This window comes from Enterococcus sp. AZ120, assembly GCF_050546165.1.
Lineage (GTDB): Bacteria > Bacillota > Bacilli > Lactobacillales > Enterococcaceae > Enterococcus > Enterococcus faecalis.
The window spans coordinates 1666307-1688053 of the sequence record NZ_CP172950.1; the positions used below are offsets into that span (position 1 = coordinate 1666307).

Below are 21747 nucleotides of genomic sequence, written 5' to 3' on the forward strand. Positions count from 1 at the left end.
CTCCTAATATTGGATAAATCTCACATTATTTTTATCCATATCTTCACTGAAAGCATATCTTGTCGCATCAATTGTATGGTTGTCTTTATCTTCTAACCTAGGTTTAGGATTACCGTCTTTATTAGTTTGATAATCAATATTCTCAAATTCTTTAGCAATGTTAGGAGTTCTTAATGGATCAATACAAATAAAATCCAAATCGCCTAACCATTCTTCGCCATACTCAACAGAATCAGGACCTTTTTTTACTCCGAAAACTCGTGGCATACCATGTTCACTGTTTAGCTCTGCTATTGATTTAGGCTCTGCTGAATCAGCTGCAATTCTATCTGATATATATCCTTTAGACTTAGCTTTATTAGCAAATTCCCTATTACTAATTTTCACACCATAAATTTCATCAATAGCATAGATGCCATTTTTCTTTTTGTCATAATGCCATCTAACAAATGCTAATGGATCAGTAGCATAACCAAAGTCAAGACCATTTCTGATATTGTCAAAGTTAGCAGCCATTTCATCAGTAATACATCCTTTTATTACTCGTAGATTATCAAAAGGAACAACTCCTGAACCAATAGCTTTGCCGTCATACTCCCACTCAGCACGTTTCGGATTCTTAGCCCTCGTAGCATTAACTTCTTCAATAAATGCTTGAGCTATGAATGGATTATCCTTATATGTTGAATGATGAACGAAAGTATTCTCAGGTTGAAAGCTAGATTCATATTTCTTATTAACCCATGATTGTCGTCGCTTAGGAGGATTGTACGAATAAAAGAATTTATAAAAAAGACCATCTGCTAATTCACCACGTAGCAATGAGTTAGTTATGGTTTTTACATCATCTTCTGTTTTAAACTCGGCTAATTCCTCAATCCAAGCTATAGCAAATGGAAATCTTGAATCCTTTAATGACTTAATTCTTTCTGGATTCTGTGCGCCACGAAAAACAATATAATTCCCCCTAGGCTTATAGGTGATTTTCATAGGACTTTTATTTACTTTAAAATACTTAGACACACCTTGTTCTTCAATTGCCCACTTAATCTGTTCAAAAATAGATAGCTCAATCGTATTATCAACGTATCTAATGGCCACAGCATTTACAGGATATCTCATAATCAATTGAACGATTATGTGCGCTATGCCAGATGATTTACCTGACCCACGGCCACCTTTTTCAACAACATGTAATATATTTGAGTTTAATGCTACCTTCCAAGTAGTATGAAATGCTTTAGGAAGAAATTCAGATAGTTTTTTACTCATATCCATCACCTGATATATCATCAATAAAAACTGGCATATCCATGTCTCCACTTGTAGCACCTAAACTAGCTTTAGCTTTTTCAGTTTGAACTTTCAACAATTGTAATTTGGCATCATTTGCTAGCAAGGCATTCTGTTGCTTAACAGCCTTTGTTAACTGATTGCTAATTCTAGTCAACGCATCTTCAATAGCTAAGATGTCATCTAACTTTCTAAATGTTTTACGAGTTACTTGAACGTCTTGCATAACTTCACGTTTTATTTCTAGCTTTCTACCGTCTTTTTCAATCGGTGTTTTAATTTTCCTTAGCTGTTGTAACCGTTCAACTTCTTCATCATTTAGTCCTTTTTCAGCTTCTTTGATACGTTTCATCATTCTAAACTGCCGTACCTTTAATAAGCGAATCTCATCATTCAAAATAAAAAAAGGATCATCATTCAGATTAGAATAGATGTCCTTTTCTTCATCAGATAACATATCGGCAAATATTATTTCGTATTCGCCAGTTTTAATAGCGTTCTTATTACCAAGTGGTGGCGAGGCTCGGCTATTACCTTTGTTGCCTACTGCGTTCTGATTACCAAAAGGAGCGCCTCCTCGATTAGTAACGTTACCTTTTGCATTGGTAACATTACCTTTCAATTCAGCACTCCATTTATCAATCGATTTCCATTTTCTAATTTGAGAATCTGAAACATTTAGTTCATTAGCTAATTCTTTAAGAACCTTTTTGCCGTTTGAATCCAGCCAAATTTTCTTAGCTTCATCTCGGCGCGGGTCTCTTTTTCTAGCCATTCAATTAACACCACCTCATTCCTCATCTATCGTTGAGTTTTGTTTTTTATATTGATTCCTATATTTTTCCTGCCATATGATACTTTATATAACTTTTAATATTATAAAGGTTTGGGGCTAAGGCATCATACAAATTTTTGTTATTTTGTTGTGCATGAGCTTCCAATACTGCCCAATAATAACAACAATATAACTCTTTTTCATCTATGATTTCAAAAACATTGGGTTTATCATAATAGTTGAATTCTTTCAACAGATTTTTGTTGATTTCTCTTAAAATATCCCTAGCTTCTTTTTTATCCCCTGACCCTACAAGTTCTTCGCCTTTATTTGCTAATTCAACATAATAATCAATATGTTCTTTTATTTCATCCACAGATATATCTTCTTTGTCAAAAGGAATAACTATTCTATTCATTTATACCACCTCCTTCTTTAATAAGTATACAATATTGTTTTAGTTTATTGGGCGTTGGTCGAGTATTGAAAATTTAAATACAATAGTCAAATGTAAACGACCTCGATAAAATGTAGGTTAAATTAAAAATCTGATATCCTTTTTAATGCTCTCTCCTAATTGTTTTTATGTATATTTGTTTATTGTAAGACAAACACTTTAATTCCTGTTATACTCACTGAAAGACAGCAACTCCCTTTTGCTTCATGTAACACTTCCAATTATTTCAAAACATAATCTGCTGTCTGTCCACTAGATATTTTATCTGGTGGTTTTTCATGTGAAAACAATCCAAATATCCGACAAAACTTGACAGCTGTGTTACACTTGTTTTAGGTAGCACTCTTTCATAATAGCTAAAGTTCATAAACTACAAGTGACACGAGATTTTCACTAACGCTACCTAGCCACTAGATCCCATTTCTAGTGGCTTTTTTATGTACGAAAAAAAGACCACTCAATATAGTGAGTAGTCTTCATAATGATTTATAATTAATATTTATCTTTAAATTTGAAATAGTTATCGCTTATACGATGACTAGGGATTCACTTTTCTTAATATATATACATTATTAAAATATTCTTCATATTTGAACTCAGTTTCACTCTCCAATTCATTATTTGAAAGTTCTGTAATAAATGCAATTTTTTGAGTTTTCTCGTTTCCTATTTTTTGTATTTCACCACTATATATATTAACTTTAGAAAATAAAAATATTGGATTGACTATAATTTGATTCATTTTAATCATTATTGCAATTATTATAGATACCAATGTTAATACCAATAATAAATCGAATACATTTTCAGTAGATTCAAATATAAATGGTAGCATTAAAGATAATATAAAAAAACTATATTGCTCTAATGAAAGTGAATTCTTCTTTCTTAATTGTAACTTCTTGTTTTGAGTATCTTCATCTATATTTTTATTTTGTTTTTTCATAAAGCATTTCATTGTTGTTCTATACAAAATAACAGTAACTAAAGCTATCCCTGAGAACCATAACACTTGTTCTAAGTTATTCATCCTTTCCGTTTTTATAAAAAAGTTGTACATAATAATTAAAAAAACAGGAGAGTAACTAACTATCCAAAAACCAAGTTCTATACATTTTTTTATCTCTACACTTGGCATTTTTACACGTCCTTACTCAAACATTGATTTTATTTTTCTAGTTAAATAAGTTTCTACTATCTTGTCTTGAAACAAATGTAACAAGGGTTTAATATCAGAATTTTCATTTATAATGAGACTGTTATTATTGTCAAAGTCTATAAATGGTATCAAATCAATCAATATTCCTTTTTCTTTTTGTAATTCATCTTTAACTGCATCGTTAGAAGAAATATTATCATATATTATCTTTAATTCTTTACATCTTTCGTTATAATAGTTAGTTATTTCGTTAAATATCGATTCATTCATATTCGCTAACCCTCTAGAATATAGATGATTCGATGCTTTTTTACGAAATATTTCTTTTGTTTCTTCATCTGGAAAAAAAGGTAATTCTATTAATTTATTGATATTTTCAGTCCTTTTTTTTGTTATATGATCGCTATATTTGAAGGCAAATTCAAAATTTCTTGGTTGAATTATATACACATTTTTTTTATGAATAATGAATGAGATAGGTCCTCCTAAATCAATCATAGTATGTGTGTTTTCCACAAACTTATCGCCTTCAAAAATCAGGTGTTTTATTTTTTTCCCATTTTTTTTTGTTCCTTTATAATAACCAAAATAAACGTAATCTTCTTTAATAGAAAACTTAATTAAATTAAAATTACTATTTTTCAACTCATCTGCATTTTTATCTTTATTAATTGTTGATTCAATCATCTTTTCTTTAGTGAGATTCAACTCTGTCATAGTATCAACAGACAAATCTAATTTAGCAATTGTATCATTAATCGTTAATTCATGATTATAATTTTTTATATTAAATTTTTTATTTTGCTCATCCCAAAAACTTTTAAGATTAGTTTTAATATCTTCTTTTATCCAACTAACTATTTCAGTAGATACCTTAACCTCTACAGCCTTATATTTTTCATCTAGGTTTACATGTCTTAAATAAAAAAATTCAGTTGATAATTCATCCAAGTTTTTATGATTAAATAAATTATCGATAACTTTAGATTCGTTTTGCATTTTATACAGCTCCTTGTAATTAACATCTACTGTTTTAATTAAATCAAAAAGAAGCCAGGAAAACAAGCATTTTTCTTGACTTCTTTCTAGTAGATATAATTATAAGGTTTACAATTTATATCATAAACGAGAACTAATGTTCGGTCAAGTGTAACTAGTACTTACAAATAAAAAAGAGACACCAGCTTGCTAGTGTCTCATCATGAATGTAGTAGAAACATCTATTGACGATCCTAATTTTATTTAAGCAGCAAAAGCTACTTACTGGAACAATAGGAGTCGAACCTATACCGACGTTTTTGGAGACCGCTGCTCTACCATTTAAGCTATATTCCATTAACACTCACAAACCTGTAGAAAAAAGAGAGAGGAATTACACCCCATTCTTTTATTTTTGAGAACGTCTGATTTGTGAGTGATCATTGCAACTTACATAGCGCTATCTTGACGAAGGCTTTCAGCGTACGTCTACGTGTAAGCTTCATGCCAAGTTTATTGCAATATTTGCTACCTATGACTAAACGAGACAGAAAGAACTGGACTTTCCACATCCTTATTCTTTATTTTTTGTAGGTAGCCTCAAAAGATAAATGAAACGGAGCTAAGATAGGTAATGCATGCCTTACCTCGTTTCCTTATCTTTCGACACTACCATAGTAACATCTAAATATTGATAAAAACCGCCAACTTTCCGCCAAAAAACCGCCAAAAATTTTATCTATAGGCGATTATTTTTCCATTTCGATACGCTTCAGCAAATTCAATTAAAGCTTCTGATTTCATACGTTGAATACTTCTTTCAGAATATCCAACTTCCCTAGCTATCTTGTAATTAGAGTAATGATCCTGCACACAGAAACTATAATGCAAAATTTGTCTGCTAGTTAGGCTCAATGCCATAAGCGCAGATAAAATTGCGTCTCTTTCTGCTTCTGCATCTGCTAATTGTACTAGCGCATCTTCTGCTTTATTCCCGTGACTTTGGCTTTTAGGCATATCTGTAATAATTGGTGATTTTAAATCTATCAAAGAGCGACCAGCTATTCGCTCTAAACGTCTAAAGTTCTTCAACACATTTCTGGCATTCGCTTTTGTTTGTCGAAAATCTACTTCTCTTAGCAATTTAATCAAGTGAAATCGCTCCTTTTGTGGTATAATAATTTATAATAAACATATCATCATTTAAGAGTTGCTTAGCGGAAACTAAGTAGCTTTTTTTATTTATCCAAATATATATAAGTAATGCTTATCCTTTGCTCATCAGCGACTCTATATGATATAAATTATACTAAGAATACTATTCCAATAGCTATTCACTTCTCAGCCAGTCGGCGGAAACCGACTGGCTATTTATTTATCAAAATATTCATCACTCATACATGTTTGTAGTCAACAAATTATTGGTTGACTATAAAGAAAACAATAATAATTCTACAGTATTTTACAATCTTCCATTCGTCATCTTTCACATCATCTTTATTCATTTGATATTTTCCATCTAATAAATATTTTTGGCATAGAAAGTATTTTCAAATCTATTTTTCAATGGTATAATCACTTTAACTTTCTTGGGGATTTTATTTATGAAATAAATTTCCTCCTTTTCTACATTAACTTCTGGTAAACAGTTAATAGTAGTACACGTCTCTACAAGAGATTTATTGTCGATTTTTAATCGGCTATTTAATAGCACTTTATTTGGGGAAAGTGCTAACTCACACCTAAAGAACAACTGGCGGAAAACAGTTGTTTCTACCACATAAGTCAGCTAGTGGTCAGCTGGCTTTTTTTGTTGCCTTAAATTTCATAGTAATGTATTATTAATTGTCTCTATCTGAGATGAAAATGTATCTATAACTAGCTAGCGGAAACTAGTTAGTTTTTTTATACTATTTTTGTTGGTTTTAAAACTACTTAGCCTTTTTATATAAATGTGAACGTCGAATAATTGAATATTAAATTCTTTAAATTTAATCATCTTCTTTACTCGCTTTCTAACCGAATAATTCTCTTTGATCTGTTTACCCGTTTTACCCACTACACTTGTTCCTCCAAACTTGTAATTTCTAGTTCTGTTCGTGGTCGCATACTGTACAACTTTTGGCAAACCATCACAGCAATTTGACCATCGTTTTTATATAAAATACCTTCGGCAGCATCAGTGACTGCTTTGAAATAGTTGTCCAAGTCAGGTTTCTTATCACAATATTTTCGCTCTAATTCCACTTCTAAGCGTTTCTGTTTATTACTTAAGGCAGATTTAGGCGGATGGATGTAAAACGTCACATGTGCGGAAATTGGCCCTTTTTCAATCAACTTTGCTCTTGATTTACGAAAATAATTCTTTACTTGATTTTTGTATTCTTTCATCGCTCGATCTTCGTAAGTTTGAACATAATTTCCACGCCTTGCAAATCTCGGGCGACTTTGTGGCTTGGGCTCAATCGGTAGAATAATTCGCATCTCTTCCACCTCGAACCTTACAAATCGGCTTCTTTGACGAATACTCCGTTTACCATTTTTCCTTGGCGGTTTTTAATTTCGCTATATGCTTGATTTAAGCATTCGTATAAATCCATGTTATTTTGCATAGCGAGAATAATTAACGTCACAACCATATCCCCGATACCATCTCTTAAGTCGTTTTCGTTGTTTCTTGCCAATGCAGCGCCAACTTCTCCGACTTCCTCAATCACTTTTAGCATTTGCTTTTCAGGTTCCGCTTTATCTAAACGCTTTTCTTTCGCCCATTCTTCCACTAATTTAACTAATTCATTCATCTAAAATTCCTCCCCAAAATCTAATTCACGTTTTAGCTTGCTGTGAATCGATTCTAGCTCTTTTTTGTATTCTTTGACTGTTTGTATTGTTTTACCACTAGAAAGCACATAATCGCGTTCTATTGCGACGAGAGCCTTACTTAAATTGCCATAATAACCAATCAAAGCGAGTGATTCTTTTTGTGTACCGTCTTTATCAGTCAAAATGGTTAACTCTCCGTGTTCGTTTCGTCTCGCTTTATTTACGATTACTTGCTTATCATCACTAGTAATTCGATAATCAAGTACTCTCATTTCAATCATGACTTGCCCTCCAAAAATTCTTTTATTTGCCTATCAAGTTCAGCTTGCTTTTCTGGTGATAGTTTTTCCTCTTCTTGTTTTGGTTCATTTACCCAATCTGGTAATTGCTCTTGTCTAACTGGAGGATTCGTATATCTTGCTTGCGTTGTCGTTTCAGACAAGTCGTATTCATCGTTAAAACGTTCATCACGTATCCAGCGGAACAATTCTTGTGGATGATACCAGTCGTTTAATTTGATATACTTAAGATAAGCTTTGTATCCTGTTTTAAACCGTTCGAAGTCTTCATCTGACTTAATTTTCTTTAAGAATTGCTCTTTGGCTTTTTTCTTATTGGTTTTCTTCGGATATGTTTTCCAAACTTTTTCAAATAATTCAGACATGGTTGAACTTTGTTCAACACTATATATATTCTTTGTATTATTCTTTGTATTATTATTTAATGTATTATTCTCTGTGAAGTTTTCTTCACTAGGGGTAGTGAAATTTTCTTCATTCCCCTCCTGATGATTTTTTCCATAGGTGATGAAATTTTCTTCACTAGGGGTGTAAAATTCTGTATCAGTTGGATACGGTAAGATATAGATATGTCTCCGATCTACCATTTTGCTGTTTGGCTTATAAAAAATTTGTATTTTTATATAGTTTCTTTCTTCTAACTGTTTCAGCCATGAAATAATTGTTCGCTTGCTAACGTTATACAGATTTGCAAAATATTGATTCGTTGCCCAACAATAGCCTTTTTCATTTGCTAATGCCGTTAGCTCTCCATACAATAATTTTGCATTCCCATTTAAGTGGTTATCATAGCGAACAATCGCTGGGATAATGGCGTAATATCCTCTATGTTCATTCACTAGTTATCCTCCTCATCAACAACGACCGTATAAACATATTTATGCTTAATTTCTCCGTTAACGACTTTTTTTATTGTTTGTGTTTCAATAGCTATTCCTTTACCATTTCTTGAACCGATATAGACAAATGCTAATAGTTCAAAAAATAGTTTTTGACTCGATGTTAATTGCCTGTATTCTACAAGTAATTCCTTTACCAAACTGTTAACCTCCAATGTTCAACTTCTTACGTTCTTCAACGTTTAGTTTTACTGGTTTAATTTGATATTTGTTTAAAAAGTTCTTAGTTCCTATCTGATGTTCTTCTTGATGATGTTGACGGCAACCAGCGTAAAAAGTAAATGTTTCGTGATTAATCTTTTGACGATTTCGCCCCATACCGACTACCTCGATATGACAAACATCGGCATGTTTTCCACAAATACAACACTTACGATATTTTAGGCAGTAATAAAACCATTTGTTATTTTCTAGCAAGTATTGGTATCTCTTTTCTAGTGGTACATCGTTTTTCAAAATAAATTCGATTAAAAAACTAATCCATTCTGTTGCCTCATGTCGTGTAGCCTTACTGTGTTCAAAATACACACCGTTTTTAGCTTCGTAATAATACTTTAGAACTTCCTCTATCCATTTGGGTTCGTCATAACTCCAACGAGCTATATCAGCTATTAAAACGTGAGAAAGTGCATTCTGTTTTTGAGACATTTGTCGATTATCTAATAGTTCAACTTTTACTAAATTGTCATCGTTGTTAGCTAGGAGTTTGAGGAAATTCGAGTTGATCTCATCCTCAAACTCAATCGCCAATTTATTTCCTTTGTGTTTTATGATTTTTCCAATCATTCAATCACTTCTTATCTTCTTGAACCTTCTGCCTAGATTCATAAAAATTTATCCACTTCGCAAGCAATTTAGAAATAACACCATAATCATAAGCACTATATTCTTCAAATGCTTTTTTAGGATTCAAATCAGAATCATTTATAGCTAACGATTTCACAGCTTCAAATTCTTGCCCTGCCAGCTCGGCTACTCTACTAATTGATGCGTTCAACATATCAATTTGCCGTTCAGTAATTGCAGTATTTTTCAGCTGTTCTTTTTGGTATTTATCAGGATCATCATCATCTGTTGCGATATTAAAAAATTTCAATAAAAAATATTTTTCCGCATACGTTAGTGCTTTTCCTACACCCTTTTCTCCTTCAATATCTACTCCTTGGCTATACCATGAACAAGCAACAATCTCAGAAGGATTATGAATATTAATCCATGTCATCATTAACTCTAGCTCTGTAAAATACGTTGTACGTTTTTTGGCTACAGGCTCTTTCTTTACTTTATCCGCTTTCCATACCTCATCTTGTGATTCCCGAACTTGATGAGCAACAATTTCTGGCTTCAAAATTAATCCAACTTGATTTATGACTGTATTTAATGCGGATAGTACATCGCTTGACCCCACATAGCTGTATTGCTGGCCACGTTTACTTTTTTGAATATATGGTGCTTTTTGTCTCACATACGCTAATTTTTGATAAACATTCAACTCAGAAAAATCTGTTTTGGTTGCTTCAGCCATTCAATAAGCCCTCCTTATATCTTTTTCCTGAACTCACATATTCAATTAAATACACGTTTTCTTCGCCTAATTCTTCTATCAAATCAACGATTGTATCTTGTGTAGCAATTTTTTTACAAGTGAGTACTGGTTGTCCTGTATAAAGACATTTCATTGCAAAAGTTAGCTCAAACACACCGTCTTCATCAGCAATTTCATTTCCAAAACAATCAGTAGTGTCCACTGGATCATCTTCATAGGTTTCCTTATATAGTTTTTCAGTCGGCTCTGTTAAATATCTATCTAGTGTATTTGCTTCTCTACGATTCATTCACAAAACCTCTTTTCTGTGTTACAATTTTTCTAGTATAATTTTGTATGCGACTATTTGCTTGGCGGCGTAGTCGCTTTTTTCATCATGCAATCCCCCTGCGCTCTTTTTGTTGCGCAATGTATAATTGACTTTTTTGTTGCTTGTACCATAAATCAGCTAATCTTTTTGCTTGGTTTAACTTTTCTTTTCTAGTCATTTCAACTCACCTCGAAAAACCTTCGATAATATATCCATCAAATCGTTTGGATTATCTGTGACAAAAGTATGTGTATTTTTAGTCGTAGTTTCTGTTGCAATACCGTACATCTCCTTTAATAAACGATGTTTTGGACAATCACAATCTGATTGTTCCAGTTTTTCTTTTGTTAGTGTATATTGGCTATGTGCAGCAATGGCTACTATCGTGCCTTTTCCAACTTGAGATATTGCCATCTCTCCTTTTAAATCGATAGCTGCCAAAGATAAACCTACATCTTCTTTCTGGCATTCTTTTGCTAGTTTTTTAATTAATTTTTGAATTTTATCGTTCATTTTGATATACTCTCCTTAGTTCATTTTGTATGTGTCCTAATCGTTGGCAGACGATTGGGGCTTTTTATTTTGTCTTTTTTGAAAATGCTGATACTCCGCTTCATCCCAGTTGAAAAACCAACGGATAAAAAGAGGTACACTTATTGTTGCCAACACTGGAACTGAAAAGTGGCTTTTCAATAACACACCTAGCGCAATCATCAATAATAATGCGCCTATCAATCGTGCTTCACGTATTGCTTTCATATTTACCCTCCTATAATTTTTTTGATATAATTCAGTTGAAAGCGGGGTGTCAAAATGTTTTTTGTAATAAAGAAAGCTTCTAATAAAAAATACTATTTTGTAATTAAAACCGAAGAAAATGAAGTAATCGCATCAAGCAAGACTTATTACTATAAATCTTCTGTTTTAGAAATTATTGAATCCATCAAAAGTGATATGGATCAAAAAGCTATTATTGTTGACACTACTTTTAACTGGGGATAAGTTAAGGCTTATCCTTTTATCATTACTATCCTATTTCTTTAAACATATCTCCATTATCATTAGCCATATCAATTCTTGCTTGTAATTCTAAGTTAGGCTTCCATCTAGGAATTAGAGCTACAGCCTCTTCATATCGAACTTTTGGAATGTCTATATAAGATGCTACATCGAATAATGCTTTCAATTGTTTATAACAATTACTAAAGGCTGATTGCTTAATACTTGAATCCTGATAAGCCAATGTTTTTTTGCCACCTAATACTTTGATAACAGTTGATGAAACTAGCCCTTGTATCTTTCGTTGTTGGCTTCTATTAATTGTAGTTTCTGTTTCTAGCTTATCTAAACGTTGATTTACAAGAGTCAATCCACGTTCATGTTTTAACGCAGCTTCTAATAACAATTCTGTGTTATTAATCGGTAAGTTTGATTGAGTTTTAAGCAGTTCCTCCATTTGGTTAAAAGCTTCAATGTATTTCAGTTTAAACTTAAGAGCTTTTTGACCAGTGAATCCCATTGCTAGTAGCGTGAATCCGTCACGGTTCATAATGATTTGTCTATATTTTTGTTTGTTTTGTGGATGAATATAGCTATCTTCGTAAAATAGCCCTGCGTAATTTTCCGCAACCCCCTCTTTTAAATCATCAATCGCTGCTAAAACATCACGATGATTTTTATTAAACGTTTCTGCGACTTGCAAACTAGTTGTTACTGCTTGTTGGTTTTTCATAATTACTAAGTTGTCCATTGTTTCTGTATCGTCCTTTCCTTTAATCCCAATGATTCATGATGTCATTACAAATTTTTATAGCTTCTTTAGCAGGCCAGTATCTTTTTCCCTTGCTAGTACCAGGCTTTCTTTTTTCGATCATTTGCATACGTTTGTCTTTTACAAAATTTTGTTCAACTTCAGGAACAGACATTGAATACATAGACGATAATTGTTTGATGTCTAAATACTCAGCACGTTCATTTAATCCTTGACTAGCTTCATTTATGACTTGCTCAAACATTTTTCTCAGGATTTTTTCAATAATGTTGTATAGAAAGTTTTTTGAAGATGTATCTAGAAAATTTTCCATTCTAAACACTCCTATCTAATTTTGTAGTATTCAATAATAGCCGTTAGTGTTTCGTGAGCCTTTTTACTTTGATTTTTACCAGAAAGATAGTCGTTTAGATCTTGCTTATGAATATTGAAATACGTGGCTACAGATGTTAATGATATTTTCTTATCATCAAAGTACTCACGAATTTTCGCTCTGCCCGCTGTTGTGTCTGGCATATTAGTTTCTCCTTTCTTTAGTATTTTTTGTAAATTAATTAGATAGAATTTATAAAACTATTGACTTATGTATACAAATATTCTACAATCAGAACATAGTTAAATAAGCCTATAACAAAACCTTTATTATGCACTCGGTCGCCAAACTTAATGCTGTAAGGTATGTTTTTAGTTTGCTTTTTTTCTATCCAATTAACTTACAAGAATTATTATATACATTTTTTCTACATTGTCAACCATTTTGTAGATTTTTTGTATACATATTTTCTTTGTATTTCTAGAAAGGTTGATATAAGTGGATTTATACGAAAAAATAAAATTACTTGCTAGCGAAAAGAAAATGTCAATAAGACAATTAGAAGAAACATTGGGATTTGGAAACGGAGTAATTAATAGATGGCGTAAGAATACTCCTGGTTCTGATAAATTAAAAAAAGTTGCGGACTACTTCAATATATCTGTAGATTATTTACTTGGACGAACTGATAATCCAAATTCTAATAACTTAGAAGAAGATGAAATTACAACTTTCTTCCGTGTAAATACAGAAGATTTAACCGAATCCGAAAAAGATCAGCTCAGAGAAGAATTAAAAGAGTACTTAGAATTCATGAAATCAAGACTTAAAAATAAATGATTGGATGACCCCTATGTATTTAGACTACGATACTTATTTTGAATATCATGACCAGACATATATTATTATTGAAAAAGTTGCTAATTACTATGGAATTGAACTAAAAGAGTTAAGATGGAAACACTACAAAGATTATATGATTGACGTAGAAAATGTTGACATAATTCCCTATAGTTTCGGTGATGTTTCAAGAAAAATATTTTCAGGAAACATAATAAAATTTCACGATAAATGCGGAATTTCCTATAATCCAACAATGGTTAAAGGAAGGCAAAATTTCTCAATACTTCATGAATCTGCACATTATTTTTTTGATATGAATAAGGAATGCAAGTCTCAAAGTTTTTCAGATTTAATTACTGGAAAAGGATACACTAGCGAAGATGAACCAAAAGAAATAAGAGCTAATATATTTGCATCCCTTGCTTTAATAAACAATGAAGCATTGAAAGAATGTTTAAAAAAGCAAATGTCTTTCCGTCAAATTTGCGAAGAATTTGAAATGAGTGCTGCAGCACTACACGTAAGGTTATATGATTTTTTAACAAAAATATTCTTATTAAATCCATGCTTAGCAAGATCAGCTATTAATCAATATAGATATAACTATAATTCAACAAAATTAATCAGTTATATAAAAATGTGCTTGTGCTGATGAACTACAAAGAATTATTTTTGCGTAAAAAATCTCGTGTAAGGACACAGACTTAAAACTTATCTTGAAGTTTGTTGATAAAACTAACAACAAAAATGGAGGAATATAGTATGTTTTTATTTGGAAATAAAGAAGAAAAAAAGGTAAAGAAAGCAGAAGAAAAGCAAATAAAAGAATATTTTAAAAATAATCATGATATTGTAATAGGCGGTATTTATTTTAATGATTCAGACAAAAAAATATTTATCCCAAAAAGTATTTCTGAATCAAGAAAACAACAAGTTATCAACTATGATGATTTGATTAGTTACACAGATATTTTTGTTGGTGGCAATATAAAAAAACATCACGGAATAACTCGTGCAGTTGTTGGTGGCGTTTTAGCTGGTCCTGTTGGGGCTTTAGTTGGTGCTGGAACAGGTGGAAAAGAATTTACTTCCATTAAGCAATTAGGAGTTATGTTACATCTTCCTAATAATCAGACAGTAAAATATATGTTAATCACAACTGAAACAAAAACTGATTCTATGATTGGTAAAGGTTTAATGGATAAATACAACGAATTAATTGCAAAACTGGACCAAATACTAAAAACTAATTCAAGTAATAAAGATAACACTGTATTATCTTCTGCAGACGAGATAAGAAAATTTAAAGCCTTGTTAGATGATGGCATTATTACAAAACAAGAATTTGAAATAAAAAAACGTGAATTGTTACAATAAAAATAACGCACCCTCTCCGGCTAAGAAGTTAGTGCGTTAAAAATAGAACCAAAATAGGCTTATTTTGTTACGCCTATTTTACCACAAAGAAAAGGACGTGAAAATATGGCGAAACTAAATTGGTCCAAAAAATACAAATATGTTTTTTCTTACTCAAATAAAAAAGGAACTTTTTGGGGATATCGCTATCCTTATTACAACTCTCTAAAACACCGAAAAGAAGCTAGCAAACGTGGATTTGAAAGTGAAAGAGCGGCGAATAAAGCATTGCTAAAAATCCAATATGATTTAGAAACACAAAATACTTCCTTCGTCGAAAATAAACAACTCACCATAGATGAATGGATCAAAGTCTGGATACCTTACGCCCAAGACAATTGGAGTGTTTCAACAAAACAAAACATTGAATCCGCTGTTAAATTTCACATATCACCATTGATTGGAAATCAAAAGCTATCTTCTTTAAATAAGATTACTTATAAACGAGAATTTATTGACAAATTAAGACAAGAAAACAAATATACAGAATCAACTATTCAAACGTGGCATAAAATTGTAATGAGGATGATTAACGCTGCGGTACACAATCAAATCATCCCTAGCAACACGCTAACAGGCTTTAAATTTGATTTAAGTAATAATGTTCGTTCGTTCTCTAAAAAGGAATTACAGCGATTTGTGGCGGTTTTAGAAAACGAAGATATTCAAACGCAAGTTATATTTTTAACTCTGCTAAAATCTGGAATGAGGAAAGGCGAACTGATGGGGCTGCGTTGGAGTGATATTGATTTAACCGAAAAATATTTCGATATCAATTCTACACGTGGTGATTACGGTGAAAATAAACCTAAAACAAAAACCAGCATACGTAAAGTTTATTTTGACAACTCGTTACTCACTTTAATAAAAAAATACAAAAATCATGAGAAAGAACGGCTTTTCAGAGAAGGGATAATTTTAAGCGATAAGGACTATTTTATTTTAAGTTCTCGAAATTTACCTATCAAACAATCAAGAATTACGTATATGTTTCGCCTGTTATGTGAAAAAGCAGAAGTTCAAAACATAACCGTACACGGCCTAAGACATACCCATGCAACGTTTTTAATTGAAGCAGGAGCAAACATTAAGTACGTTTCAACTCGGTTAGGACACAAGAATATTAATATAACTTTGGATGTTTATAGCGATGTGCTAAAAGAAGAAGAAAAAGAAACAGCTGATATGATGGATAAACTTATTGAGAACTTGTGATTTGTGGTAAACCTGTGGTAAAAACATTAAAAATCATTGATATATAAGCACTTTACCACTCCCCATCTGAAATTGTAAAATAAGTTGCTGTTTCTTTTCAGTCCAAGTAAAAATATATTTCACTAAACGGCCATTGTTCCCTGACGAATGAAGAAAACTGAGTTTGCTTGGGCCACTCACTGTCATTTTTTCAGGTACAGCTAGCGAAGTCCTTCGAGCTGATTGGTTCAATTTATCAGGAAATGAAAAGCTTTGTTGTTCTTCAAAAAACCAAACTTCTTGTGTTTCCTCTAAAACAATTGCTTGCTGTTGCGCAAAACGAAGTTGTTTTTCTACCGTAGCAAGAAACTGTTCAATTTTTAATGTTTCTTGCCAGCGGTGAATAGCGAGTGTTGGGAGCATAGTCATAAAGCAAACAATCGTCAAACTAGCAAGTGTTTCCATTAATGTGAATCCTGCTGACTTGTTCATTGCTTTTCTGCTGTATATTTATCTAACTGCTCTTTAGTAATGTAGCCTTCGTTGACTAATTCATTTAAAGAAGGCGTCTTATTTTTTTCTAGTGTGTAGAGCTCGATTTGTGATTCTACAATTTTTACGATTGCTTCATTGCCTTTTTTATCAACTGTTTCTTTATGTTTCGCTAAGTTAGGAACAAAAAGTAAAATCAATACGGAAATAATCAATAAGACAATCAACATTTCTAATAATGTAAACCCTGCGTATTTTTGTTTCTTTTTCATTATAAAACTCCTTCCATATTGCCATAAATAGGCAGCAACATTGCCCCATAGACACCGATAATTAAACAAGCAATTATGATAAAAATAAATGGTTGAACAAGGGTAATGACTCGTTCAATTTTTTTGAAAAAACCTTGGAAACAGACATTACTATAAACCATCAACTCCTTGCCTAATTTTCCTTTTACTTCCCCTTGTTGAATCATTAAACCCAATGCTTTTGTAAAAAAAGGATAAGCAGCTAATTGTCTATGTAAGGTTTCACCAACTAGCAGTCCTTCACTAATTGCTCCAGCTAATTCTTTCATTAAGGGGTAATTGGTTGTATGGCGCATCAAATCGATGACCTCTTTCATTTCTAATCCTTGTGCAAGCAACTTCCCCCATTCTAGTGCAAAAAAAGCACTGACGTATTCCCGATAAAGGCCACGGATAATTGGCAGTTTCAGATATACGAAGGCCCGCTGAATAGCAGACTGATGCTTCAAATAACGGTTTAAAATGAAGAAACTAAATGAGAGGGCAAAAACTAAGGTAACCAGAATGTATGGACTGTAAACAATCAGAAGAATCCCAATATTTTTAGAATAACTATTGGCATCATTTTCCATTAATTGGGGCAATAAAAATTGCCGAATGCCAACAATGACGAGAATCAAAAAAACAATCAGGAGCAGCGGATAACTAATTATTTTATAGAACTGTTGCCGATATTTTTCCGTTTGAAAAAAATGTTCGGAAATCGCTTGTAGTGTCCCTACCAAATCCCCGTGTGCAGTAGCAAACGACAATTGTGCCGAGACCATTGTTGAAAATCCTAATTCTTCGACTAAAGCTTGTAAGGCAACGCCTGAGGAAAAGCCTTCAACTAAAAAAGTTATACTGTGCTGGGGTAATGCGTTTGATTTTTTCATGAAGGAAAAACTTTCTTGTATATTAAAACCATTTGCAAGTAAATCCGCTAATAGTTTCAGAAAAAGCTGCTGTTGTTTTTTCGTTAATTTATTCGATGGCTTGAAAATACGTTTTTTCTGTAATAAACCCATACGCCCACGCCTTTCTTAGATTCTTTTGCCAACTACTCTTTATAACGGCTTCCTTAAAGAAGAAATAATCATAAAGAATTCCCGCTACTTGTTCCTTATTAATCGTGGTTGTCAAAATCTGTTGATAAATGATACCTTGCAAGCATTCAGCCAATTCATGCTCTGGGCCACCTAATTCTATCAAACGCCGTTGCACCCCCAATAAGTTACGGGCGTGAATTGTCGCAAAAATAGTATGACCCGTTAAGGCGGCTCGAATAACTGCTTGAGCCGTCTCGCCATCACGAATTTCACCAATAATCAAAATATCAGGATGATGGCGCAAGCAAACTTTTATCAAGGCTTCGTACGTTAACTGAATTTTTTCATTTGTTTGCAACTGTAAAAACTGTTTTTCCTCAATTTCAACAGGATCCTCAATCGCTATCACTTGTTGTTCGCCACTTCTTTGTTTAGCCACACGATACATGGTTGTTGTTTTCCCAGAACCAACTGGCCCACTGAATAAATAAAGTCCTCGTTTCTGACAAGATGCTTCAATTTCATTCAACTGGTGGGGAAAGAAAAAATGTTCAGCTTGTTCACCAAATCGGTGCAAAAAACGAATTACCAAGCTCTCTCGATTCTGAAAATCTCCCACAGATGATAAACGCAAGCGTTGCTTCGTCTCGCCAATTAGATAAGTTGTCGCGCCTAATTGTGCTTTTCGTCTTTCTCCGACATCCATGCCGCCTATAAATTTAAAGTGGAAAATTAACTTTTCGCCTATTTCTGCGGAAACTTGTGTGTAAAGTGTCCGTTGCATCCCTGTCCGAAAAGAGATGGCTATTTCGGTATCATTGGGTAAAAAATAAACGTCTTGCGCCCCATGAAGGACGCCCCATTCAATTAATTGATGAGCTAATTTTTTTACATTTTCAGTCATTCATTTCCTCCTCTCACTAATAAACTACGCATTTATTTTATGATTTCAGCAAAAAAAGAACCTTCACCATTAAGATGAAGGTTCTTTTTTTGAAGTTTGCGCTGTCCACCTATCTTCCCCAAAATAGTGGAACTCCTAGACACTTAGTATTATACTAAAAAAATCTTGCGTTTAGTTTTCAAAAATTTCTCTGAATCACAAAATTTTTGAGAAAAACTATGATAATTCGATTGGATCGTTTACGTTTTTGGCTTCGTTTTTTGTTTATTAACTAAATAAACTGGAATTCCTAGAAGCGTAATCCCTATACCAATCAATGCAAGAATAGGCTGTGTAATACTCGTTGTAACCAAGATGAAGATACCACCTAGACTTGCGATAATTGGAATAATTGGATAGCCAGGAACTTTATACGGTCGTTTTAATTCAGGTTCTCGTTTTCTTAAAATAAAAACGGCTAAGAAAATTAATAGATTAAACAGCCACATAACAAAAACTAACATATCCGTCAATAAATCGAAGGTCCCGAAAAACATCATGATAATGGCTACAGCTAACTGGAAAATTCCAGCAACGTAAGGAACAACAAAGCGTTTAGACAACTTTTGAAACTGACGACTAAAAGGCATCAGATTATCTAAGGCTAAGGCATAAGGAATCCGAATCCCTGTCATTGTGTAGCCGTTTAACGCACCATATACAGAGATTAAAATCCCAATAGTTACGATTTTGCCGCCAATTGGTCCAAAAATAGCCACAGAAGCATCCGAAGCTGCATTCAAATTCCCAGCGATTTGCTCAATTGGTAATGTTTTTAGAAATACAAAATTAATTAAAGCATAAATTAAAGTAATCAATAACAAACCAAAAATAATGGCTTTAGGCAAGTCTCTTTCTGGTCGCTTCATTTCACCAGCCACGTTACCCACACCTAGCCAGCCATCATAAGCAAACATGGTGGCGACTAAGGCGCCACTAAAAGCAACTAAAAAGCCAGTATTCGCTGTTGTTTCAACAGGAAAAAGTGAAACAGCTACCTGTCCGGGAGTAAATAATCCTACTAAAGAAATCAAGGCAATTGGAATCAGTTTTACCACCAATGTCGTTGATTGGACCAAAGAAGCAATTTTTGTTCCTAATAAATTAATTATCGTGATACTGGTTCCCGCAAGAATGGCAATTGGAATCAATAAATTTGCCGATAAATGAAACAAATTGATTAGTTGTGTACTAAAAATAATGGATAACGCCGAAATGTTGGCAGGATAATAAATGATACTTTGTGCCCACCCTAAAAGAAAACCAGCTAATTTACCGTATGTATATTCAATATACTTCACTGCGCCACCTGTTTCAGGGATTGCTGTAGCAAGTTCGGCGCTGGTTAATCCTGCACAAATGGTTAAGGCACCACCTAACACCCAAGCAAAGATAGCTAAACTAGCTGACTGTGCGTGTCCAACGACACTCGCAGCTTTAAAGAAAACACCAGCGCCAATCACCGTACCCATTACCGTGGATAACGCACCAAACGTTGTTATCTCTCTTTTTAATTGCTTTTTCTCCATAGACTCCCTCATTTCATTTAAACTAAAAAAGCGTAACAAAATTTCACTTTCTTGAAAAGATAACGAAAATAATAGCTGTTTTCATGAAAAATTCTGTGACGATCTCTTTTCAGTATAGCTATTTCTTTTAGAATTTCAAGTTTGAAAACCACAAAAAGAAAATTTGTCATAAAAGTATTAGAGCATTCATCTTTTGTTTATAAACAAGAATTGAAAAACCGACGATTTTTTATTAAATAAACGAAAAATCGAATCAAAAAGAAACCTTTCTGATCCGATTTTAACTACGTTATTGGTTTTTGACTTTTTCTTTTTTCATTTGTTTACTGCGTAATTGTCCGCAAGCCGCATCAATATCTGTTCCGTGTTCTTTACGAATAACACAATTGATGCCATTCTTTTTGAGTACATCATAAAATTTTAAAACCGCTTCTTTAGAGCTTCGGCTATATTGATCGTGTTCACTCACTGGGTTATACGGAATCAGATTAACATAAGAAAGTTTTTTCTTATTCCGTAGTAAATCTGCTAATTGTTGAGCATGTTCTGGTCGGTCGTTCACTTGACTCAACATAATATATTCAAATGTAACACGTCGATTGGTTTTTTCAATGTATTCATCAATTGCTGCCATTAATTTTTCAATTGGAAAACTACGATTAATCCGCATAATTGATGTACGAACTTCGTTGTTAGGAGCATGTAATGAGATTGCTAAGTTTACTTGTAGTCCACTGTCTGCAAATTCACGAATTTTTGGCACTAAACCACTTGTTGAAACTGTAATATGGCGGGCACCAATAGCCAAGCCTTTATCATCATTAATCGTTCGTAAAAAGTTCATGACATTGGCATAATTATCAAATGGTTCACCAATTCCCATCACAACGACATGGCTAACACGTTCATCCAACCCACGTTCATCGAAATAATGTTGCACCCACATAATTTGGGCAACAATCTCGCCAGCAGTTAAATCTCTTTGTTTTTTTAATAGCCCACTAGCACAAAATGTACACCCAATATTGCAGCCAACTTGAGTGGTCACACAAACAGATAATCCATATTCTTGACGCATCAAGACTGTTTCAATCATATTTTTATCTGGTAATTCAAATAAATATTTCACGGTACCATCTTGCGCTTCTTGCACAATGACTTGTTTTAATGGATTTAATGAAAAATTTTCTTCTAATAAAGTCATCAACGATTTAGAAATGTTCGACATTTCACTAAATGAAGCAACACGTTTTGTATACAACCATTCCCACACTTGTGTTGCGCGAAATTTCTTCTCGCCATGGGCTAAAAACCAGTCCACAAGCTGTTCTCTCGTCAGTCCATAAATGGATTCTTTCTGCATTTCTT

Annotated in this window: 30 protein-coding genes and 1 tRNA gene; 5 read left to right on the forward strand and 26 right to left on the reverse strand. The window is 33.0% G+C overall.

Annotation, left to right across the window (positions count from 1 at the left end; all coding sequences use genetic code 11):
• Window positions 1-3 precede the first annotated feature (3 nt).
• From IGJ46_RS08090 to IGJ46_RS08170, 17 genes are all read right to left on the reverse strand, one after another.
• Window positions 4-1293, reverse strand: coding sequence for a PBSX family phage terminase large subunit (locus IGJ46_RS08090; protein WP_061691125.1), 1290 nt, complete (start codon window positions 1291-1293; stop codon window positions 4-6).
• On the reverse strand, window positions 1265-2068 hold the full coding sequence (gene terS / locus IGJ46_RS08095) for a phage terminase small subunit (RefSeq protein ID WP_010823780.1): 804 nt from the start codon (window positions 2066-2068) through the stop codon (window positions 1265-1267). Before terS ends, IGJ46_RS08090 begins: the two co-directional genes overlap by 29 nt.
• 58 nt (window positions 2069-2126) lie before the next feature.
• Window positions 2127-2486, reverse strand: coding sequence for a hypothetical protein (locus IGJ46_RS08100; RefSeq protein ID WP_010823781.1), 360 nt, complete (start codon window positions 2484-2486; stop codon window positions 2127-2129).
• A 577-nt stretch (window positions 2487-3063) separates the two neighbouring features.
• Window positions 3064-3663, reverse strand: a complete 600-nt coding sequence (locus tag IGJ46_RS08105) for a hypothetical protein (RefSeq protein ID WP_142427736.1) — start codon at window positions 3661-3663, stop codon at window positions 3064-3066.
• Between the two features lie 12 nt (window positions 3664-3675).
• Window positions 3676-4683 (reverse strand): Kiwa anti-phage protein KwaB-like domain-containing protein, encoded by a 1008-nt coding sequence (locus tag IGJ46_RS08110; protein WP_010823783.1) that lies wholly within the window; start codon window positions 4681-4683, stop codon window positions 3676-3678.
• Window positions 4684-4947: 264 nt separating this feature from the next.
• Window positions 4948-5019, reverse strand: a tRNA-Trp gene (locus IGJ46_RS08115).
• A 378-nt stretch (window positions 5020-5397) separates the two neighbouring features.
• Window positions 5398-5814, reverse strand: a complete 417-nt coding sequence (locus IGJ46_RS08120) for an ArpU family phage packaging/lysis transcriptional regulator (protein WP_010823784.1) — start codon at window positions 5812-5814, stop codon at window positions 5398-5400.
• 906 nt (window positions 5815-6720) lie between these two features.
• Window positions 6721-7155 carry a RusA family crossover junction endodeoxyribonuclease gene (locus tag IGJ46_RS08125; RefSeq protein WP_002402491.1) on the reverse strand — a complete coding sequence of 145 codons (435 nt, stop codon included), beginning with the start codon at window positions 7153-7155 and terminating at the stop codon, window positions 6721-6723.
• Between the two features lie 8 nt (window positions 7156-7163).
• Complete coding sequence (locus IGJ46_RS08130; protein ID WP_002372047.1) at window positions 7164-7463, reverse strand: MazG-like family protein; 300 nt, start codon at window positions 7461-7463, stop codon at window positions 7164-7166.
• Window positions 7464-7766 (reverse strand): hypothetical protein, encoded by a 303-nt coding sequence (locus IGJ46_RS08135; RefSeq protein WP_002368214.1) that lies wholly within the window; start codon window positions 7764-7766, stop codon window positions 7464-7466.
• Window positions 7763-8623, reverse strand: coding sequence for a helix-turn-helix domain-containing protein (locus IGJ46_RS08140; RefSeq protein WP_002402489.1), 861 nt, complete (start codon window positions 8621-8623; stop codon window positions 7763-7765). Before IGJ46_RS08140 ends, IGJ46_RS08135 begins: the two co-directional genes overlap by 4 nt.
• Window positions 8623-8823 carry a hypothetical protein gene (locus IGJ46_RS08145; protein ID WP_010715320.1) on the reverse strand — a complete coding sequence of 67 codons (201 nt, stop codon included), beginning with the start codon at window positions 8821-8823 and terminating at the stop codon, window positions 8623-8625. Before IGJ46_RS08145 ends, IGJ46_RS08140 begins: the two co-directional genes overlap by 1 nt.
• A gap of 4 nt (window positions 8824-8827) precedes the next feature.
• Entirely contained in the window at window positions 8828-9469 is a 642-nt protein-coding gene (locus IGJ46_RS08150) for a putative HNHc nuclease (RefSeq protein ID WP_002402487.1), read from the reverse strand.
• Between the two features lie 4 nt (window positions 9470-9473).
• Complete coding sequence (locus IGJ46_RS08155; protein WP_002402486.1) at window positions 9474-10208, reverse strand: ERF family protein; 735 nt, start codon at window positions 10206-10208, stop codon at window positions 9474-9476.
• Window positions 10201-10518: a hypothetical protein gene (locus IGJ46_RS08160; protein ID WP_002402485.1), complete on the reverse strand. Its 318-nt coding sequence runs from the start codon at window positions 10516-10518 to the stop codon at window positions 10201-10203. Before IGJ46_RS08160 ends, IGJ46_RS08155 begins: the two co-directional genes overlap by 8 nt.
• 195 nt (window positions 10519-10713) lie before the next feature.
• Window positions 10714-11052, reverse strand: a complete 339-nt coding sequence (locus IGJ46_RS08165; RefSeq protein ID WP_002402484.1) for a hypothetical protein — start codon at window positions 11050-11052, stop codon at window positions 10714-10716.
• Window positions 11053-11088: 36 nt separating this feature from the next.
• Window positions 11089-11298: a hypothetical protein gene (locus tag IGJ46_RS08170; RefSeq protein WP_002378465.1), complete on the reverse strand. Its 210-nt coding sequence runs from the start codon at window positions 11296-11298 to the stop codon at window positions 11089-11091.
• 54 nt (window positions 11299-11352) lie between these two features.
• Here IGJ46_RS08170 and IGJ46_RS08175 point away from each other — a divergent pair, with 54 nt between their 5' ends.
• Entirely contained in the window at window positions 11353-11541 is a 189-nt protein-coding gene (locus IGJ46_RS08175; RefSeq protein ID WP_002357001.1) for a YegP family protein, read from the forward strand.
• Between the two features lie 25 nt (window positions 11542-11566).
• On the opposite strand, the gene IGJ46_RS08180 is transcribed toward IGJ46_RS08175, so the two are convergent.
• The 3 genes from IGJ46_RS08180 to IGJ46_RS08190 are packed head-to-tail and all read right to left on the reverse strand — an operon-like array spanning window position 11567 to window position 12826.
• Window positions 11567-12289 (reverse strand): Rha family transcriptional regulator, encoded by a 723-nt coding sequence (locus IGJ46_RS08180; protein WP_002410531.1) that lies wholly within the window; start codon window positions 12287-12289, stop codon window positions 11567-11569.
• A gap of 22 nt (window positions 12290-12311) precedes the next feature.
• Entirely contained in the window at window positions 12312-12623 is a 312-nt protein-coding gene (locus IGJ46_RS08185) for a hypothetical protein (RefSeq protein WP_002403885.1), read from the reverse strand.
• Between the two features lie 11 nt (window positions 12624-12634).
• Window positions 12635-12826: a hypothetical protein gene (locus IGJ46_RS08190; protein WP_002383936.1), complete on the reverse strand. Its 192-nt coding sequence runs from the start codon at window positions 12824-12826 to the stop codon at window positions 12635-12637.
• A gap of 295 nt (window positions 12827-13121) precedes the next feature.
• Between IGJ46_RS08190 and IGJ46_RS08195 the strand changes: the two genes are divergently transcribed.
• From IGJ46_RS08195 to IGJ46_RS08210, 4 genes are all read left to right on the forward strand, one after another.
• Window positions 13122-13463: a helix-turn-helix domain-containing protein gene (locus tag IGJ46_RS08195; protein ID WP_002387267.1), complete on the forward strand. Its 342-nt coding sequence runs from the start codon at window positions 13122-13124 to the stop codon at window positions 13461-13463.
• A 4-nt stretch (window positions 13464-13467) separates the two neighbouring features.
• On the forward strand, window positions 13468-14118 hold the full coding sequence (locus IGJ46_RS08200) for an ImmA/IrrE family metallo-endopeptidase (RefSeq protein WP_002387266.1): 651 nt from the start codon (window positions 13468-13470) through the stop codon (window positions 14116-14118).
• A 95-nt stretch (window positions 14119-14213) separates the two neighbouring features.
• Window positions 14214-14843, forward strand: coding sequence for an SHOCT domain-containing protein (locus tag IGJ46_RS08205; RefSeq protein ID WP_002387265.1), 630 nt, complete (start codon window positions 14214-14216; stop codon window positions 14841-14843).
• Window positions 14844-14948: 105 nt separating this feature from the next.
• On the forward strand, window positions 14949-16097 hold the full coding sequence (locus tag IGJ46_RS08210; protein WP_002387264.1) for a tyrosine-type recombinase/integrase: 1149 nt from the start codon (window positions 14949-14951) through the stop codon (window positions 16095-16097).
• 33 nt (window positions 16098-16130) lie between these two features.
• On the opposite strand, the gene comGD is transcribed toward IGJ46_RS08210, so the two are convergent.
• The 6 genes from comGD to rlmN form a co-directional block, all read right to left on the reverse strand.
• Window positions 16131-16568: a competence type IV pilus minor pilin ComGD gene (comGD, locus tag IGJ46_RS08215; protein ID WP_142955393.1), complete on the reverse strand. Its 438-nt coding sequence runs from the start codon at window positions 16566-16568 to the stop codon at window positions 16131-16133.
• Complete coding sequence (comGC, locus tag IGJ46_RS08220; protein ID WP_002356991.1) at window positions 16565-16840, reverse strand: competence type IV pilus major pilin ComGC; 276 nt, start codon at window positions 16838-16840, stop codon at window positions 16565-16567. The genes comGD and comGC overlap by 4 nt, the downstream gene beginning before the upstream one ends.
• On the reverse strand, window positions 16840-17886 hold the full coding sequence (gene comGB / locus IGJ46_RS08225; protein ID WP_218391168.1) for a competence type IV pilus assembly protein ComGB: 1047 nt from the start codon (window positions 17884-17886) through the stop codon (window positions 16840-16842). Before comGB ends, comGC begins: the two co-directional genes overlap by 1 nt.
• Window positions 17843-18811, reverse strand: a complete 969-nt coding sequence (comGA, locus tag IGJ46_RS08230) for a competence type IV pilus ATPase ComGA (RefSeq protein ID WP_002364362.1) — start codon at window positions 18809-18811, stop codon at window positions 17843-17845. The genes comGB and comGA overlap by 44 nt, the downstream gene beginning before the upstream one ends.
• 239 nt (window positions 18812-19050) lie before the next feature.
• Entirely contained in the window at window positions 19051-20379 is a 1329-nt protein-coding gene (locus IGJ46_RS08235) for an APC family permease (protein ID WP_002362058.1), read from the reverse strand.
• A gap of 289 nt (window positions 20380-20668) precedes the next feature.
• Window positions 20669-21742, reverse strand: coding sequence for a 23S rRNA (adenine(2503)-C(2))-methyltransferase RlmN (rlmN, locus tag IGJ46_RS08240; RefSeq protein WP_002356987.1), 1074 nt, complete (start codon window positions 21740-21742; stop codon window positions 20669-20671).
• Window positions 21743-21747: the final 5 nt, after the last annotated feature.

Coding starts and splice junctions, on each gene's coding strand:
- IGJ46_RS08200 (WP_002387266.1), top strand. CDS start 13,468: ATGACCCCTATGTATTTAGACTACGATACTTATTTTGAATATCATGAC.
- IGJ46_RS08235 (WP_002362058.1), bottom strand. CDS start 20,379: ATGGAGAAAAAGCAATTAAAAAGAGAGATAACAACGTTTGGTGCGTTA.
- IGJ46_RS08185 (WP_002403885.1), bottom strand. CDS start 12,623: ATGGAAAATTTTCTAGATACATCTTCAAAAAACTTTCTATACAACATT.
- comGC (WP_002356991.1), bottom strand. CDS start 16,840: ATGAAAAAGAAACAAAAATACGCAGGGTTTACATTATTAGAAATGTTG.
- IGJ46_RS08135 (WP_002368214.1), bottom strand. CDS start 7,766: ATGATTGAAATGAGAGTACTTGATTATCGAATTACTAGTGATGATAAG.
- IGJ46_RS08190 (WP_002383936.1), bottom strand. CDS start 12,826: ATGCCAGACACAACAGCGGGCAGAGCGAAAATTCGTGAGTACTTTGAT.
- comGB (WP_218391168.1), bottom strand. CDS start 17,886: ATGGGTTTATTACAGAAAAAACGTATTTTCAAGCCATCGAATAAATTA.
- IGJ46_RS08180 (WP_002410531.1), bottom strand. CDS start 12,289: ATGGACAACTTAGTAATTATGAAAAACCAACAAGCAGTAACAACTAGT.
- IGJ46_RS08105 (WP_142427736.1), bottom strand. CDS start 3,663: ATGCCAAGTGTAGAGATAAAAAAATGTATAGAACTTGGTTTTTGGATA.
- IGJ46_RS08210 (WP_002387264.1), top strand. CDS start 14,949: ATGGCGAAACTAAATTGGTCCAAAAAATACAAATATGTTTTTTCTTAC.
- comGD (WP_142955393.1), bottom strand. CDS start 16,568: ATGAACAAGTCAGCAGGATTCACATTAATGGAAACACTTGCTAGTTTG.
- IGJ46_RS08160 (WP_002402485.1), bottom strand. CDS start 10,518: ATGAATCGTAGAGAAGCAAATACACTAGATAGATATTTAACAGAGCCG.
- IGJ46_RS08090 (WP_061691125.1), bottom strand. CDS start 1,293: ATGATATATCAGGTGATGGATATGAGTAAAAAACTATCTGAATTTCTT.
- rlmN (WP_002356987.1), bottom strand. CDS start 21,742: ATGCAGAAAGAATCCATTTATGGACTGACGAGAGAACAGCTTGTGGAC.
- terS (WP_010823780.1), bottom strand. CDS start 2,068: ATGGCTAGAAAAAGAGACCCGCGCCGAGATGAAGCTAAGAAAATTTGG.
- IGJ46_RS08155 (WP_002402486.1), bottom strand. CDS start 10,208: ATGGCTGAAGCAACCAAAACAGATTTTTCTGAGTTGAATGTTTATCAA.
- IGJ46_RS08150 (WP_002402487.1), bottom strand. CDS start 9,469: ATGATTGGAAAAATCATAAAACACAAAGGAAATAAATTGGCGATTGAG.
- IGJ46_RS08165 (WP_002402484.1), bottom strand. CDS start 11,052: ATGAACGATAAAATTCAAAAATTAATTAAAAAACTAGCAAAAGAATGC.
- IGJ46_RS08100 (WP_010823781.1), bottom strand. CDS start 2,486: ATGAATAGAATAGTTATTCCTTTTGACAAAGAAGATATATCTGTGGAT.
- IGJ46_RS08170 (WP_002378465.1), bottom strand. CDS start 11,298: ATGAAAGCAATACGTGAAGCACGATTGATAGGCGCATTATTATTGATG.
- IGJ46_RS08110 (WP_010823783.1), bottom strand. CDS start 4,683: ATGCAAAACGAATCTAAAGTTATCGATAATTTATTTAATCATAAAAAC.
- IGJ46_RS08205 (WP_002387265.1), top strand. CDS start 14,214: ATGGAGGAATATAGTATGTTTTTATTTGGAAATAAAGAAGAAAAAAAG.
- IGJ46_RS08175 (WP_002357001.1), top strand. CDS start 11,353: ATGTTTTTTGTAATAAAGAAAGCTTCTAATAAAAAATACTATTTTGTA.
- IGJ46_RS08130 (WP_002372047.1), bottom strand. CDS start 7,463: ATGAATGAATTAGTTAAATTAGTGGAAGAATGGGCGAAAGAAAAGCGT.
- comGA (WP_002364362.1), bottom strand. CDS start 18,811: ATGACTGAAAATGTAAAAAAATTAGCTCATCAATTAATTGAATGGGGC.